Origin of the sequence: Blastopirellula sediminis, assembly GCF_020966755.1 — a bacterium.
Classification (GTDB): Bacteria; Planctomycetota; Planctomycetia; order Pirellulales; family Pirellulaceae; genus Blastopirellula; species Blastopirellula sediminis.
In genome coordinates this window covers 2476292-2491308 of sequence record NZ_JAJKFT010000010.1, presented here as the reverse complement: position 1 = coordinate 2491308, position 15017 = coordinate 2476292, and the positions used below count along the sequence as shown (strand labels likewise).

General features: G+C 59.7%; 13 protein-coding genes. 6 read left to right on the top strand and 7 right to left on the bottom strand.

All coding sequences use genetic code 11. The features are described 5' to 3' along the window. Positions 1-14: 14 nt before the first annotated feature. Entirely contained in the window at positions 15-689 is a 675-nt protein-coding gene (locus tag LOC68_RS21695; protein WP_230222620.1) for a histidine phosphatase family protein, read from the top strand. On the opposite strand, the gene lpxK is transcribed toward LOC68_RS21695, so the two are convergent. The 3 genes from lpxK to LOC68_RS21680 all read right to left on the bottom strand — a co-directional run bounded on the left by lpxK (position 690) and on the right by LOC68_RS21680 (position 4358). Then, positions 690-1760: a tetraacyldisaccharide 4'-kinase gene (lpxK, locus tag LOC68_RS21690; RefSeq protein WP_230222618.1), complete on the bottom strand. Its 1071-nt coding sequence runs from the start codon at positions 1758-1760 to the stop codon at positions 690-692. Between the two features lie 116 nt (positions 1761-1876). After that, complete coding sequence (locus LOC68_RS21685) at positions 1877-2977, bottom strand: isocitrate/isopropylmalate dehydrogenase family protein (RefSeq protein WP_230222616.1); 1101 nt, start codon at positions 2975-2977, stop codon at positions 1877-1879. A gap of 106 nt (positions 2978-3083) precedes the next feature. Continuing rightward, the gene (locus LOC68_RS21680; protein ID WP_230222614.1) at positions 3084-4358 is read right to left on the bottom strand and encodes an outer membrane protein assembly factor BamB family protein; all 1275 of its coding nucleotides are present in this window, start codon (positions 4356-4358) and stop codon (positions 3084-3086) included. A 212-nt stretch (positions 4359-4570) separates the two neighbouring features. Between LOC68_RS21680 and mdh the strand changes: the two genes are divergently transcribed. From mdh to waaF, 4 genes are all read left to right on the top strand, one after another. Next, positions 4571-5518 (top strand): malate dehydrogenase, encoded by a 948-nt coding sequence (mdh, locus tag LOC68_RS21675; RefSeq protein WP_230222612.1) that lies wholly within the window; start codon positions 4571-4573, stop codon positions 5516-5518. A gap of 229 nt (positions 5519-5747) precedes the next feature. Next, positions 5748-6479, top strand: a complete 732-nt coding sequence (locus LOC68_RS21670; RefSeq protein ID WP_230222610.1) for an alpha/beta hydrolase — start codon at positions 5748-5750, stop codon at positions 6477-6479. 224 nt (positions 6480-6703) lie between these two features. Beyond that, complete coding sequence (rfaE2, locus tag LOC68_RS21665; RefSeq protein WP_230222608.1) at positions 6704-8206, top strand: D-glycero-beta-D-manno-heptose 1-phosphate adenylyltransferase; 1503 nt, start codon at positions 6704-6706, stop codon at positions 8204-8206. A 182-nt stretch (positions 8207-8388) separates the two neighbouring features. Next, entirely contained in the window at positions 8389-9441 is a 1053-nt protein-coding gene (gene waaF, locus LOC68_RS21660) for a lipopolysaccharide heptosyltransferase II (RefSeq protein WP_230222606.1), read from the top strand. Between the two features lie 289 nt (positions 9442-9730). Here the strand turns inward: waaF and LOC68_RS21655 are convergent, their stop codons facing one another. The 4 genes from LOC68_RS21655 to LOC68_RS21640 all read right to left on the bottom strand — a co-directional run bounded on the left by LOC68_RS21655 (position 9731) and on the right by LOC68_RS21640 (position 11589). Then, positions 9731-9916, bottom strand: a complete 186-nt coding sequence (locus LOC68_RS21655; RefSeq protein ID WP_230222604.1) for a CsbD family protein — start codon at positions 9914-9916, stop codon at positions 9731-9733. A gap of 10 nt (positions 9917-9926) precedes the next feature. Further along, a complete protein-coding gene (locus tag LOC68_RS21650) occupies positions 9927-10112 on the bottom strand; it encodes a YqaE/Pmp3 family membrane protein (RefSeq protein ID WP_230222602.1) in 186 nt (61 codons plus the stop codon). A 214-nt stretch (positions 10113-10326) separates the two neighbouring features. Beyond that, positions 10327-10572, bottom strand: coding sequence for a hypothetical protein (locus LOC68_RS21645; RefSeq protein WP_230222600.1), 246 nt, complete (start codon positions 10570-10572; stop codon positions 10327-10329). A gap of 18 nt (positions 10573-10590) precedes the next feature. Further along, positions 10591-11589, bottom strand: coding sequence for an NAD-dependent epimerase/dehydratase family protein (locus LOC68_RS21640; protein ID WP_230222598.1), 999 nt, complete (start codon positions 11587-11589; stop codon positions 10591-10593). 226 nt (positions 11590-11815) lie between these two features. Between LOC68_RS21640 and LOC68_RS21635 the strand changes: the two genes are divergently transcribed. Next, positions 11816-15013, top strand: coding sequence for a tetratricopeptide repeat protein (locus LOC68_RS21635; RefSeq protein WP_230222596.1), 3198 nt, complete (start codon positions 11816-11818; stop codon positions 15011-15013). The last annotated feature ends 4 nt before the right edge of the window (positions 15014-15017 follow it).

The window sequence follows — 15017 nt, the reverse complement described above, 5'->3', positions numbered from 1 at the left end:
CCTAGCAGCCGCACATGTCCGCCGATTCCGCCAAGATCACGACCTGGATGTACCTGATCCGTCATGGCGCCACCGCCAACAACATCAGCCGGCCGCCGGTTTTGCAAGGAAACGGCATTAACGGACCGCTGGTCGAGATTGGGCTACGGCAAGCGGAAGAGACGGCGAAGTTTCTCACGCGCACGCCGCTAGCAGCCATTTACAGCAGTCCGCTGTTGCGAGCGATGCAGACGGCCGAAAAGATCGCCGCTGGCCGCGAGCTGACGATTCAGACGTCGGAACTGTTGAAAGAAGTCGACGTCGGCCGCTGGGAAGGAAAAGACTGGGGCTGGATCGAAGCGAACGACCCCGAAGCGTATCGCTTGCACCACACCAGCGCCGCCGAGCATGGCTATCCCGAGGGGGAAAACCTGAAACAGGTCCAAGCCCGCGTCGTTCCAGAACTGATGCGGATCCTCGATACGCATGATCGGCAGCATATCGCCGTCGTGGCCCACAACGTGGTGATCCGCTCGATGATCGCTTATCTGCTGGAATTGCCGCTCGACAACGTCGGTCACATCCATCACGACAACTGCGGCATCACCCTCGTCCGTCGCCGCTCAGGCCAAACCCGATTGATTTCGACCAACTCGATCTTCCACCTGACGTCGGAAACTCCCCGGACGCATACCGGCGAGTCGTATTAATTAGTACTCGTCCGGCGGAATCTCGGCAATCAGCTTCGTCAGCCGTTCTTCCAGCTCCGGCAGACCAACGGTCACTTCCGCTTCGATCACAATTGCAACCAGCGGCGTTTCGCCGAGCCGCGTGACCCCGACTTTAACCAGGTCTTTGTGGGTGCAGAGGATGCAGTCGACTCGCTGCTCTGCCGCCCATTTTTCGAGTGTCGCGATATCGGCCGCCTTGTAGATGTGGTGATCCGGGAACGGCTTCAGGTCGACCAACTCGGCGCCGCAACTGCTGATCGTATGACGAAAGCCAGCCGGATTGCCGATTCCACAAAACGCGGCGACCCGTTTTCCTTGCAACTGATCAAGCGACGAGGTTTCTCCATCCGCGTTTCGCAGACTCGCCGGGCGATGAATCATTTCGATCCAGATCGCTTTCGAGTTGTACTGCCGCGCTTCGTTATGAATCCGTTGCCGCTCTTCGGCCGAAACGGCGTCAGCGCGGGTCAGCGCCAACACGTCGGCGCGAGCCAAACCATCCAGCGGTTCACGCAGCATGCCGCGAGGAAAGAGATATCCGAAACCAAACGGCTCGGTCGCGTCGATCAGCACAATGTCGAGGTTGCGGGCGATCCGGCGATGCTGGAAGGCGTCGTCAAGCAACAGCACCTGCGCGGCCAATTCTTCGACGGCGACCTTCGCCGCGGCGACGCGATCTGGATTCTGCAAATGAGGGACGTCCGGCAGTAGATCATCGAGCTCTCGTGCTTCGTCGTTCAATTCCCCGCGTTCCGCACCATAGCCGCGGCTGATCAGCGTCACCCGCACGTCATGCCGACGGAACCAACGGGCCAACCACGCGGCCGTCGGCGTTTTGCCGGTTCCGCCCAGCGTGATGTTGCCGATGCTGACGACCGGCACGCCAGCCTCTTCGATCGGTTTCGACCCGCGGTCGTATTGCCGATTGCGCATCCGAACGCCGACGCCGTACAGCTTGGACGCAGCCAACATCATGCCCCGCATGACGAATCCGCCCAAACCTTTCCGCCGTCCACTGGCGTATTCTTTGAAATCTTCCGCGGTAAGCAAAACAAACCTCGAGTATCGGGTACCACGGCTCTGTGAGCCGTGCTTCTTTTCAAACAAAAAAGGGACCGTCTCGATCGAGACGGTCCCTTTATGATGAACCTAGATCGCTTGCGCGACTAGCCGCCCATCTTGGCGCAGATGGCGGCGGCCATTTCCTGCGTGCCGACGGCGGTCGGATCGTCGCGATGCGGCTTCAGGTCGTACGTGACGTCCTTGCCTTCGGCGATGACGTCGGCGACCGCTTTCTCCAAACGATTGGCGGCGTCCACTTCGCCCAGGTGGCGAAGCATCAGCATGCCGGAGAGGATCAGCGCGGTCGGGTTGACCTTGTTCAGGCCTTTGTACTTCGGAGCCGAACCGTGGGTCGCTTCGAAGACCGCGCCGTTGGGGCCGAGGTTTTCGCCCGGCGCCATGCCGAGACCGCCGACGATGCCGGCGCCCAGGTCGCTGATGATGTCGCCGTACAAGTTCGGCAGCACGAGAACGTCATACAGTTCCGGCTTTTGAACCAGCTGCATGCACATGTTGTCGACGATACGTTCTTCGAATTCGATATCCGGGAATTCTTGAGCAACTTCCATCGCGGTCTTCAGATAAAGACCGTCCGAGTACTTCATGATGTTCGCTTTGTGAACGGCCGTCACCTTCTTGCGGCCATTCTTGCGAGCGTACTCAAACGCACAGCGAACGATACGCTGCGTGCCGCTGACGCTGATCGGTTTGATCGAGACGCCGGTTTCGGCGCCGCCGGTCTTGATCTTCTTGTCCGACGGCAGGCCGTTGATGAACTCGATCAACTGCGAGGTTTCCGGCTTACCCGCTTCAAATTCGACGCCGGCATAGAGGTCTTCCGTGTTTTCACGGACGATGACGATGTCGACGCCCAGTTCGCTGAAGTAACTGCGAACGCCCGGGTAATGTTTGCACGGACGAATGCACGCGAACAGTCCGAGCTCTTGGCGCAGGTGAACGTTGATGCTGCGGAAACCGGTACCGACCGGGGTCGTGATCGGCGCTTTCAGCGCACAGCGAGTGCGACGCACGCTCTCCATCACCGAATCGGGAAGCGGAGTGCCGACCTTTTCCATGATGTCGACGCCGGCTTCTTGCTCGTCCCAATTGATTTTGACTCCGGTCGCGTCAACGCACTTACGCGCGGCTTCGGCGAGTTCGGGACCGGTACCGTCACCGGTGATGAGCGTCACTTCGTATGCCATTATTCACCCTATTGCGCTAAAAGATGCCGAAAAATCCACGTTTAAACGGTGAAGAGTACCACAGTGACTCTCCCCCGTAAACTGGGCCGCCCCCGGCCACAGGTCGTTAGTTTGCGATGCAGTAAAGGTACTTATCGCTTCGCAGGTACATCTTACCGCCCGACACAGCGGGGCTGCCATTGAAAATACCATCGTCGTCGCTGATCACGTTGTGTGCTAGTAGCGAAAACTCCGGTTTGGCCGGAATCACGTAGGCTCCGGCGTCACGACTGACGTAGTACAGCTTGCCGTCGGCCACGATCGGCGAAGCGTAAATACGACCTGGGCGGGGTTCGAGTCGCTCCTCATATTTGATCTCGCCGGTCTTCGCGTCGGCGCAGTAGACGATCCCCTTCCCTTCGCTGGCCCAGTACAAGTTTCCGTCATAGTAGACCGGAGACGAGACGTTAGAGCCCTTTCCTTGTTCCCACAGTCGATGGGTCTCGGAAACGTCGCCGCTTCCGCCGGCCTTGATTGCAACAGCGGTGCTTTTGCGGGCGCCGATGGCATAAACGATCCCGTCATGGGCGATCACGCTCGGGCAGATGTAGTCGTCGATCCCTTTGCAGAACCAAAGTTCCTTGCCGGTCGCGGGATCAATGGCGCGAATCGTTCCTTCGGAACTGAAGACAAGCTCATACTTGCCATCGACCGCCACCAGGCAAGGCGTGTTCCAGGCACGATTCACTTGATCAAACCGCCAGACCTCTTGGCCGGTCTTCTTGTCCAGGGCGACGATCGCGCCGCATTCGACGAAACCGTTGATGATTACTAAATCTTCATACAAGACCGGGGAGTTGGCAGTACCAAAGGCGTGGGTCTTGTCCCCCAGCACTTTTTGCCACATCAATTTTCCGTCGTGCGAGTAGCACGCGGCGCCGCCGGTTCCGTAGTAAACGTAGATGCCGGTATCGTCGACGACCGGGGTGCTGGAGGTGAATCCATGGAGCGCGATGAAGCCTTTGTAGTCGGCCGCTTTCTCGATATTTTCGGCGTTCGCTTCGTCCCAGATCACTTCGCCTGAGTCTTTGTTGACGCACATCAGATGACGGCGAAGGTTTTTCTTTTCGCCCGGCTCTTCTTCGCTCAGACCGTAACCGTCGTAATAGGTTACGTAGAGTCGATCGCCGTAAACGATCGGGCTGGAGGCCCCAAAACCGGGCATCGCTTTTCGCCAGACGATGTTCTTTTCGGCGTTCCACTCGACCGGCAGTTGGGCGCCTTGGGCGTCGCCATCTTGCTGGGGGCCGCGGAACTGCGGCCAGTCGGTCGGGGCGGCGGCGAAGGCGGGAAGCGCGGTTAAGATCCAGAATCCGCAGAAAACGAGCGCTGTGCGAATCATGTGGTCGACTCCGGCGAGTAGGTATGCGACAAAGGTGGTAAGCGGCGAGCGCCGCTCGGCTTGATCGGGCGATTATAGCCGATTTCGGCACGGCTGGCGAAAGCGTAGTCTACTTGACTTCTGACGTCAGAGGCCGATATTCACCTGTTAATCCTGAGCGCGTTGGCGACAGGAAGACCAAGACCCACCAGATGCAAGACGGAGAGACGATCATGCGACGAGCCAAAATCTCAATCATCGGCGCCGGTAATGTGGGGGCGACTACCGCCCACTGGTGTGCGGCCGCTGAGCTCGGCGACATCGTATTGCTCGACATTCCTCAGACCGAAGACATGCCGAAGGGCAAAGCTCTCGACCTGATGCAATCGTCGCCGATCATGGGCTTCGACAGCACGATCATCGGTACCAACGACTACGCCGACACCAAGGATAGCGACGTCGTCGTCATCACCGCTGGTCTGCCCCGTAAGCCGGGCATGAGCCGCGACGACCTGTTGGCCACCAACGCCAAGATCGTTTCGTCGGTCGCCGAGCAAGTCGCCAAGTACAGCCCGAACTGCGTGATCATCGTCGTCAGCAACCCGCTCGACGCGATGGTTCAACAAGCGATGAAGGTGACCGGTTTCCCGCCGGCTCGCGTCTTGGGTCAAGCCGGCGTGCTCGACACCGCGCGTTACCGCACGTTCCTGGCGATGGAACTGGGCGTCAGCGTCGAAGACGTCTCGGCTCTGCTGATGGGCGGTCACGGCGACACGATGGTTCCGATGCCGACTTGCACCTCGGTCGGCGGCATTCCGATTCGTCGTCTGCTGAGCCAAGACAAGCTCGACGCGATCGTCGATCGCGCTCGTAAGGGTGGCGCCGAAATCGTCGGCCTGCTGAAGACCGGCAGCGCCTACTACGCTCCGGCCGCCGCCACCGCGCAGATGGTCGAAGCGATCGTCAAGGACAAGAAGCGTCTGATTCCGTGTGCCGCTTACTGCGACAAGGAATACGGCGTGGGCGGCTTCTACGTCGGCGTGCCGGTCGTCTTGGGCGAAGGGGGCGTGCAGAAGATCGTTGAGCTCGAACTGGACGACCAGGAAAAGGCCGACTTCCAGAAGAGCGTTGACGCCGTAAAGGAATTGGTCGCCGCAATGACCAAACTTCTAGAAGGTTAACGGAAATTTGTTTGCCGCTAGCGAGATTGATTCAATCTCGCTTTGCTGCTAATAATATCGACCGTTGCGAGGACGGACAACGATTCGACCCCGACGGCGCAATTGACGCGCCGCACCACCCACGGGGCCGAAAGGGAAATGGCGTAGCTGCAATTGCGTCATTTCCCGAGAGTCATTAATCTCCCACTCCAGTCCCCCGCGAAGACCCACGGCCCGGCGCCAAATGCACATGAAACGCCAAGACGTACTTCCGGCTCCGCTTCCCGGAGCTGTCACTCAAGCGGCGCAACAAATCCTCGAGTTCAAAATTGATCGCCTGCAGTCCCGCCGCACTGCGATCGAATTTTTTACTCCTCAGCACTACGAGCCGGGCTACGCCTATCCGCTCGTCGTCTGGTTGCATGGCCCCGGCGATAACGAACGGCAACTTCGCCGCGTGATGCCGCTGACCAGCACTCGCAACTACGTCGCCGCAGCGCCTCGCGCTCCGCGACATGACGGCTCGACCGCCGGCATGACGTTCCGCTGGGACCAAAAGCAACGCGATATCGACGTCGCCGCGGCCCGCGTGCTGCAGACCGTTCGCGTCGCCCAAAAGCGCTACAACATTCATCCGCAGCGAATTTTCCTGGCCGGCTATCTTGGCGGCGGAGCGATGGCGATTCGTCTCGCTTTGCGTAACCCGGAACTATTCGCCGGCGCCGCGTCGATCGGCGGAGGCTTCCCGCAAGGTTGCTCGCCGCTGGCTCGATTGAGCGAAGCCCGCTCGCTGCCGATGCTGATGATCCATCTGCAAAAGAGCAACCGCTATCCCGAATCGCAGCTCTGCGAAGACCTTCGTCTGCTGCACACCGCCGGGATGAAGATTGACCTGCACCAGTATCTGTGCGGCGATGAACTCTCGACCGATATGTTCGAGGATCTGAATCGCTGGTTGATGCAGAAGGTTTGCGGCGGCTAAGTCCGTAGGGTCCGTTATGCGGACCGAAATGCGGTCGGCCATTTAATCACTTCCAGCAGTCTGTTTGTTGTGATTTCTTGAATCGCTCGAACGCTAGCAGCGCATGGTCCGCACAGCGGACCCTACACTGGCGGGCTACGATTTCCCCGCTCGCTTTCGTCTTTGTCGATTGTCTCACTTCTGGTAAAACTCCAGCGTGAAAGACCATCGTCAAGGATGACGCAATGAACAACGAGTCTCTGTTGGCCGCATTTCAGCGGCTTGGCAGTCCCAAAGTGCTGGTCCTGGGGGACCTGATTCTCGATCGCTACACCTATGGCGACGCCGAACGCGTCAGCCAAGAGTCGCCGGTCATCGTGTTGCGCGCCGACAGTCATGAACTTCGACTCGGCGGCGCCGCGAACGTCTGCAATATGCTCCGTGGTCTGGAGTGCGAAGTTATCGCGGCCGGCGTCGTCGGTCCCGATGCGGCGGGCGCGGACCTGGTGAATCTCCTCCAACAAGCCGGCGTCGACGCCTCCCTTTGCCTGACCGATTCGTCCCGACCGACCACGCTGAAAGAACGCTTCGTCGGTCGTGCAGGGGCACGCCATCCAAGTCAAATCCTCCGCGTCGATCACGAAACGACCGACGCCGTCAGCGGCGAGATCGAAGAGCAACTTTTGTACGGCGTCGTCAACGCGCTCGAACAATGCGACATCGTGTTGATCTCGGACTACGCCAAAGGGGTTTGCACCCCGCCGATTTTGCAAACGCTGATTCGCCATGCGAACGAACGAGGCGTGCCGGTCTTGGTCGACCCGATGAAGGGTCGCGACTTCGGCCGTTATCGTGGCGCCGACATGATCAAAGCGAACCGGATCGAAACCGAAACATGCACCGGCCGCAAGATTCGCACGCCCGACGAAGCGGCCGCCGCCGGCCAAGAGCTATGTGCGGCGCTGCAACTGGAATCGGTCATCGTTACGCTCGATCGTGACGGCATGGCGCTGGTCGAAAAAGGTGGCGCGGCGACTCTCTTTCCGACCGAAGCCCGCAGCGTTTACGACATCACCGGCGCCGGCGACATGGTCCTGGCGATGCTTGGCGCTGCGATCGGATCTGGCTTGTCGCGAGCGGAAGCGGTACGCCTGGCGAACGTCGCGGCCGGCTTGGAAGTCGAAAAGATCGGCGTCGCGGTCATTCCGCTCGACGAGATCGAAGCCGAACTGACCGCTCACCATCAGCCCGGCTCGCGGAAGATTCTTTCGCTCGAACAAATCGCTCGTCAGTCGGACGAATTGCGTCGTCGCGGCCAACGGATCGTCTTCACCAACGGCTGCTTCGACTTGCTGCACTACGGGCACGTCACCAATCTGAACGAAGCTTCGCGAATGGGAGACATCCTGGTCGTGGGGCTCAACAGCGACGAGAGCGTTTCGCGACTGAAAGGTCCGGAGCGTCCGGTCATCAGTCAAAACGAACGTGCGGCGATGCTCGCCGCATTGTCGTGCGTCGACTATGTGGCGATCTTCGATCAAGATACGCCGCTCGAACTCATTCAGGCAATTCGTCCCCATGTGTTAGCCAAGGGGGGCGACTACAAGGCGGAATCGATTGTGGGCTACGACTTTGTCACCTCCTACGGAGGCGAAGTGCGGTTGATCAACCTGGTTGAAGGGAAATCGACGACCGACATCATTCGTCGCGTCGCCGAAGCCCAGCCGCCCCGCCGCGCAGCAGCGTGACGTCATAAACTTGTTGAAAAACGCCATCGTGGCGTTTTTCAACCTCGCCAGGCTCAGAGCGGAGCTCTTTACGGCTCGCAAAATGACGACTTACGTCGCTATTTTGAGATCGCATCCCTGCGATCCAGCAGCCTGCCGAGAAAAACAATAGGCTGCAAGTTCCTCCTTTCGCGAGAATGCCGATGAAAACCGTCGTCGTGCTACCGAACTGGATTGGCGACGTCGTCATGGCGACGCCCGCCTTAAGAGCGATCCGCGCCCAATCGAAGCCAGGCGACGAGATCGTCGGCGTAATGCAGCCGTACGTGAAAGACGTGCTGCGCGGCAGTCAACTGCTCGACCGGAGCATTTACTGGAGCAAGAAGACCTCGGATCGGCGCCGCCGTTTCTGGGGCGTCGTCCAGCAACTGCGCGGTGAGAACTTCGATCAGGCGATCCTCTTCACCAACTCGCTGCGGACCGCCGCTCTCGCCTACTTTGGCGGCGCGAAACGTCGCGTTGGTTACGCCCGCGCTTGGCGCAGTCCGCTGCTGACCGATCGGTTGGCCCCACCGAAAACGCCCAATGGCAAATTCGCGCCGATCTCAGCAGTCGACTATTATCTCGACCTGGTTGAGTTCGCCGGCTATCCGAGCCAAGGGCAACAACCGGTGCTCGCCGTTTCCAAAGCCGACGAGCGCCGCGTCGACGAGATCTGGCGAAAGTTCGACTTCGTCGGCAAGCGGGTCGTCGTCTTCAACACCGGCGGCGCCTATGGAGCGGCCAAACATTGGCCCCCGGAACATTACATCGCGCTCGCGGAACAACTCGTGAAAGATCCCAGCGTCGCCGTGCTGCTGATCTGCGGCCCGCAGGAACGGGAGACGGTCGCCAAGATCGAACAAGCGATCGATCACCCGAGCGCTTGCAGCCTGGCGGACGAAACGCTGAACATTGGGCTCTCGAAAGCGGCGGTCGCTCGCGCGGACGTGTTGGTTACGACCGACAGCGGACCGAAGCACTTCGCCGCGGCGTTCGCCACGCCGACGGTCGCCCTGTTCGGCCCGACCGATCCGCGCTGGGGCAATAGCTACAATCCAGTCGAGACGATGCTGACCCATCCGGTCGCGTGCGGCCCGTGCGTTAAGCGTGTCTGTCCGCTCGGGCATCACGACTGTATGCAGAAACTTTCGGTCGCACGCGTTTATCAGGCGGTTCAGGCTCACCTGAACAAGGCGAATCGTCTGGCGGCGTAGCGACATCCGCGCAAACACTAGCCCGCAGCGCAAGCGAGGGAATGCGTTTGGCAACTTCTTACAGGCATCGAAGCGTCCAACCACTTTCCCTCGCTTGCGCTGCGGGCTAATGCTTTGTGACATGTCAGTTTTGTGGTGCCATGCTCTTGCGGCGTCTTCGCCGGATGAGCATGTCTTTGTCCTGTTCGATACGCATTGAAGACATGCTTATCCCGCGAAGACGCGGCAGAAGCATGGCACCAAGTTCGATATTTTAAAGTCGCGGCCTAGGCGCAGCGACGTTTTCCCATCACTTGCGCCCCAGCCAGCGTTGCACCTTCTCCTCCGCGCGGCCGAGCGTCTCTTCCGCTTTCCCGGACCAGCGCTCCCCCTTTCCTTGAAATTGACGCTTGCGGCTGCCGGTCAACCGACCGATCGCTTCGCGGAGCGTTCCTTTCCACTGTTTCCACTTTCCGTGGAGGCGTCGACGATTCATCGTACTGGCCTTAGCGCGAGAGAATCACAAACAACGCGTGGACGATACCAGGGATGAACCCGAACATCGTCAGCACGATGTTAAGCCAGAAGTGCAGACCGAGTCCCACTTCAAAAAAGACCCCCAGCGGCGGCAGCAGGATGGCCAACAGGATCTTAAAGACGTCAGTTCCTTCAACTCCACTAGCGACAGCCATGATCGAACTCCCTTGTCTATATCGAGTGTGGTGAGATCAACATCTTGAGAACGGCCCAAGGCGACGTTCTCGCGGAAACCACAATCGCAAGCGGCATGCCGAAACGGAGAATCGACGTAAGTCGAGTAGTTTCGGAGAGAATTGGACCGGTTTCGTCCACTCGGCGATCGACCTGACCGCTCGTCGATCAGGTCAAATCGGCGGAAAACGACGGTTACAGATCGCCCATCGCGTCCATTTGGCCCGGTTCGTTCCATTCGGCCCAGCGCACCCAGAATTCCGGCAACTGCTCGCCGTACTCCCCTTTCGCTAGATGGTAGATCTCTCCCATCGTCAGCTCTTCCATCGAATCGAGCGAACGCTCAACCCGCGCCGCGATTTCGGCGACCGCGTCATAGAGCGGCGTCCCTTTGGCGAACTTCAGGTCAAAGCGATCGTCGTTCGGCTGTTTTTCCCACATCGCTTCAATCCCTTGTGATTACGACTCGCGAGCGGCCAGTTCCGCTTTCTTCGAGACGATGACGTCCTGGATAATCGCTTCCAGATCATACTTCGGCTGATAGTCGATCGTCGAGCGGAGCTTGGTCAAGTCCGGCACGCGGCGGATCACATCTTCAAACGTGCTGCCGAACGCTTCTTCGTAGGCTTGGAACGAAGGAGACAAACTTGGATCGATCGCGCCGATCACCATCTGCGCCAGTTCCAGAATCGTCACCGGTCGATCGCTGCCGATGTTGAAGACCTGACCGGCGGCCGACGGCGTTTCGACCAATTGAATGACGGCGCTGACGACATCCTTTACATGCGCAAAGCAGCGGATCTGGCCGCCGTCGGAGTGAACCGTCGGCCCTTTGCCAGAGAGGGTCGCTTCGACGAATCGGGGCAACACCATTCCATAGGCGCCGGTTTGTCGCGGACCAACCACGTTGAAGAAGCGGCCGATTACGGTCGGCGTCTTCCGTTGTTGCCAATAGGCGAGCGCCAAAAACTCGTCGATCGCCTTCGAGGCGCCGTACGACCAACGGGGCCGGGTCGTCGAGCCGAAGACCAGGTCGTCTTCTTCGGTCCAGGTCGCTTTCGGGTTTTTGCCGTAGACTTCGCTGGTGCTGGCCAAAAACATCTTCAGGTCATGCCCCGAATCGCGCAGAGCGGCGATTTCGGCCAACAGCAGTTCGGTCGGGTAAATATTCCGTTCGATCGTCTGGATCGGCTCTTCCTGAATTAGGGCGACGCCGACCGCGGCGGCAAGGTGATAGACTTCATTGGCCTGAACCAATAAGCTTTTGACCAATTCGCGATCGGCGACCGTGCCGGAAACGAAGCGAAAATGCTCGTGATCGATCAGATGCGCCAGGTTTTGGCGACTGCCGGTCGATTCGTCATCGATGGCGGTCACGGTCCGCCCCCGCGCAAGCAGCGCTTCGCAAAGATGAGAACCGATAAACCCGGCCCCGCCGGTCACAAGCGCGTGCGTCATTTTCGAATCACCGAAGTATTGAGAGAGCGTAACCTTCCGCCCGAACGGTTCATACTAGATCGGCCGCTAGCGAGCCACAACCTAACCCAGTCGCCGCAGTCGGGTTGCCGCTGTTTTCTGCTGGCATAATCCGCACCTTCGGGAATAATGGTACGTAAATAGCCAATCGCCCCCTTCCGGCGGACAATTAAACCAACCAGCTTTCCACCCCCACCCGCGCCAGATAATGCCGATTCGCCATCTGACTCTGCCGCTCGCCGGTTCGCTCGTAATTGTGCTGATGTTCGCCTGCATCGTCTGGGGGCAAGTAACGCCCCCCGAAGCTGCGATCGTCTATTCGGACGCCGTCGCCTTTCAAAAAGCGGAAGAATACAAGCTCGCCTCCGAAGAGTGGAGCAAGTTCCTCACGCGCTATCCGAACGACGTGCTCGCCGAGAAGGCCCGCAACAACCTGGCGGTCTGTCAGCTGAAGCTCGAAAAGTACTCCGACGCGGCGAGCAACTTTTTCGCCATCCTGAAAAACAACCCGAAGACCGACCTCCGCGAAGACGCGCTGCTCAATCTCGGCTCGACCTACTACAGCTGGGCCAAGACGAGCGATCCGAAACAATTCGACAGCGCCGCCAAAACGTTCGAGCAGCTTTATAAAGAGTACCCCAAAGGCAAGAACGCCGATCAGGCCCTCTACTTCGCCGGCGAATCGTTCTACCTCAGCGGACAGAAAGAACGTTCGCTCGGTCCCTACAAAGCGCTGGTGGAACAGTTCACCCAAAGCCCCTATCGCGCCGATGGCGCCTACGCTTGGGGAGTGACGCTGGAAGAGCTGAACAAGCCGGGCGAAGCGGCTGACGTTTACGGCAAGTTCCTCGCCGCCTTTCCGCAGCATGACCTGGCGGCCGAAGTCCGCATGCGTCAGGCCGAAACGATGCTGACGCAGAACGACTTCGCCAAGGCCGAACAAACGCTGACCGCGGTGACCGCCGATCCAAAGTTCCCGCTGATCGACCACGCCCTCTATCGCCTGGCCTTCGCGCGCTTGAAGCAAGACAAGGTCGCCGAAGCGGGCGCCGTCTACGCGAAACTGGCCAACGACTATCCGCAGTCGAAGTACCACGACGAATCGCTGATGCTCGCCGGACGTTGCTACTATCGCGCCGGCAATTGGAGCGAAGCGGCCAAGCTGCTGGGCGACGCGTCAAAACTGCCCGGCGACTCCGGCCTTGAAGCGGCCCATTGGCTCTGCCGCGTCTACCTGAAGAATGGGAAGCCGCAAGACGCCGAAAAGCTGGCCGCGTCGAAGATCGCCGCCGCCAAAGAGAGCCCGCAGTTGGTGCCGCTGCTGATCGACCAGGCCGACGCTCTCTACGATCAGCCGAACCGCCGCGGCGAATCGGTCAAGCTCTATCAGCAGATCGTCACGCAACACCCGAAAGATCCTCAAGCGCCCCAGGCTCTTTACAACGGGGCGTTCGCGGCCCTCGAAACGCAAGACTACGCCACCGCGTCTCGTCTGGCGAAAACGTTCGTCGACCAGTTTCCGAAGCATGACCTGCTGCTCGACGCCAAGTATGTCGCGGCCGAAGCGGCGCTGCAGGAAAAGAAGTACGCCGACGCTGACAAGATGTTCCGCGAGCTGATCGCCGCCGGCGACAAACGCCCTGAAAAGGGAAAGTGGCAGATGCGTCTGGCGCTGGCGCTGCTGCTGCAAGAAAAGCACAACGACATCATCGCGTTTCTCTCGCCGACCGCCGGCAAGCTGACCGATCCGGCCCTGAAAGCGGAAGCCTTCTTCTTGCTAGGTTCGAGCCAATTCGCGCTCGATCAGTTTCCGGCCGCGCAGCAAAGCCTGGCCGCTTCGCTCGCCGCGAAGGCCGACTGGCGCCAGGCGGACGAAACGTTGATCCTCCTTTCGCGCACGATGCACAAGCAAGGGGATAACGCCTCGGCGATCGCGACCGTGCAGAAGATGCAACAGCAGTTTCCCAGTTCATCGCTGGGAGACCATGCCGCCTACCGACTGGGCGAGTACTACTACGCCGCCGCCGATTACCCCAATGCGGCGAAGCAGTACAAGCTGGTCGCTGACAAGTTCGGCAGTTCGCCGCTGGCGCCGCACGCCTTGTACGGTCTTGGCTGGTCCCACATTCAGCAGCAACAAGGCAAAGAAGCGACCGACGCTTTCACGCAACTGCTGACCAAGCACGGCAATCATGAACTGGCCCCGCAGACGCTGCATGCCCGGGCGGTCTCGCGCCGCCTGGCCGGCGACTTCGCCGGAGCCGCCGGAGACGTCGACGCTTATCTGCAAAAGGCGCCGCAAGCGGCCGACAAAGCCGATGCGTTGTATTTGAAGGGACTCTGCCTGGTTGGCGCCAACGATCAGGCCGGCGCCGCCGCCCAGTTCGCCGCCCTCAAGAAAGAGTTCCCCAAGTACGAGAACGACGACAAGGTGCTGTATGAACTCGCCTGGTCGCTGAAGGCTTCCGGCAATGGGGCGAAAGGGACCGAGACGTTCGCCGAATTGGCGGCGACCCATCCGCAAAGCCCGTTGGCGGCCGAAGCGAACTACCACGTCGGCGAAGCGGCCTACGATCGCCAAGATTACGCCGCCGCAAACAAGGCCTACTCCGCAGCGCTGGCCGCCGCGAAAGCGGAAGATGTCGGCGAGAAGTCGGCCTACAAACTTGGCTGGTCCAACTATCAGTTGGGGGACTATGCCGCTGCGTCCGATGCGTTCGCCGTACAGACCAGCAAGTATGCCGGCGGTCCGCTCGCGGCTGACGCCAGCTTCATGCGAGGCGAATGCCTTTATAAACAGGACAAGTTCGCCGACGCACTGTCGGCCTACGGCCAGGTCCAAGCTGAGAAACTGTCGAGCAACGACATGCGCGACCTGTGGCGACTGCATGCCGGACAATCGGCCGCTCAGCTGAAAAAATGGGACGAGTCGATCCGCTGGATGAACGACCTGCTGGCCAAATCGCCTGATTCTCCGGTCGCCGCCGAGGCCGAATACGAAATCGGCTGGGCCAATTACAATCAGAAGAAGGTCGACGACGCGATCAAACGATTTACGACCGCAGCCGATCTCTCCCCGGGCCGAACCGGCGCTCGCGCTCGGTTCATGCTGGGAGAACTGTACTTCGAGAAGAAAGACTACGAAGCGGCCGAAGGACAATTCAAACGGGTCGTCCTCGGCTTCGGCGGCGCCAAATCGGTGGACGAAGTGAAGCCGTGGCAAGCCAAGGCGGCCTACGAACTGGGACGTTGCAACGAAGTTCGCATCCGCGACGCGGTCGGCGCCCCGCGAGTCCGCTACATCTCGGAAGCGAAGAAGTATTACGGCATGGTCGTTTCGGACTATCCACAAACGCCCGAAGCGAAACTGGCCGCCGGTCGACTGGACGCGATCAACAAACTGTAAACGC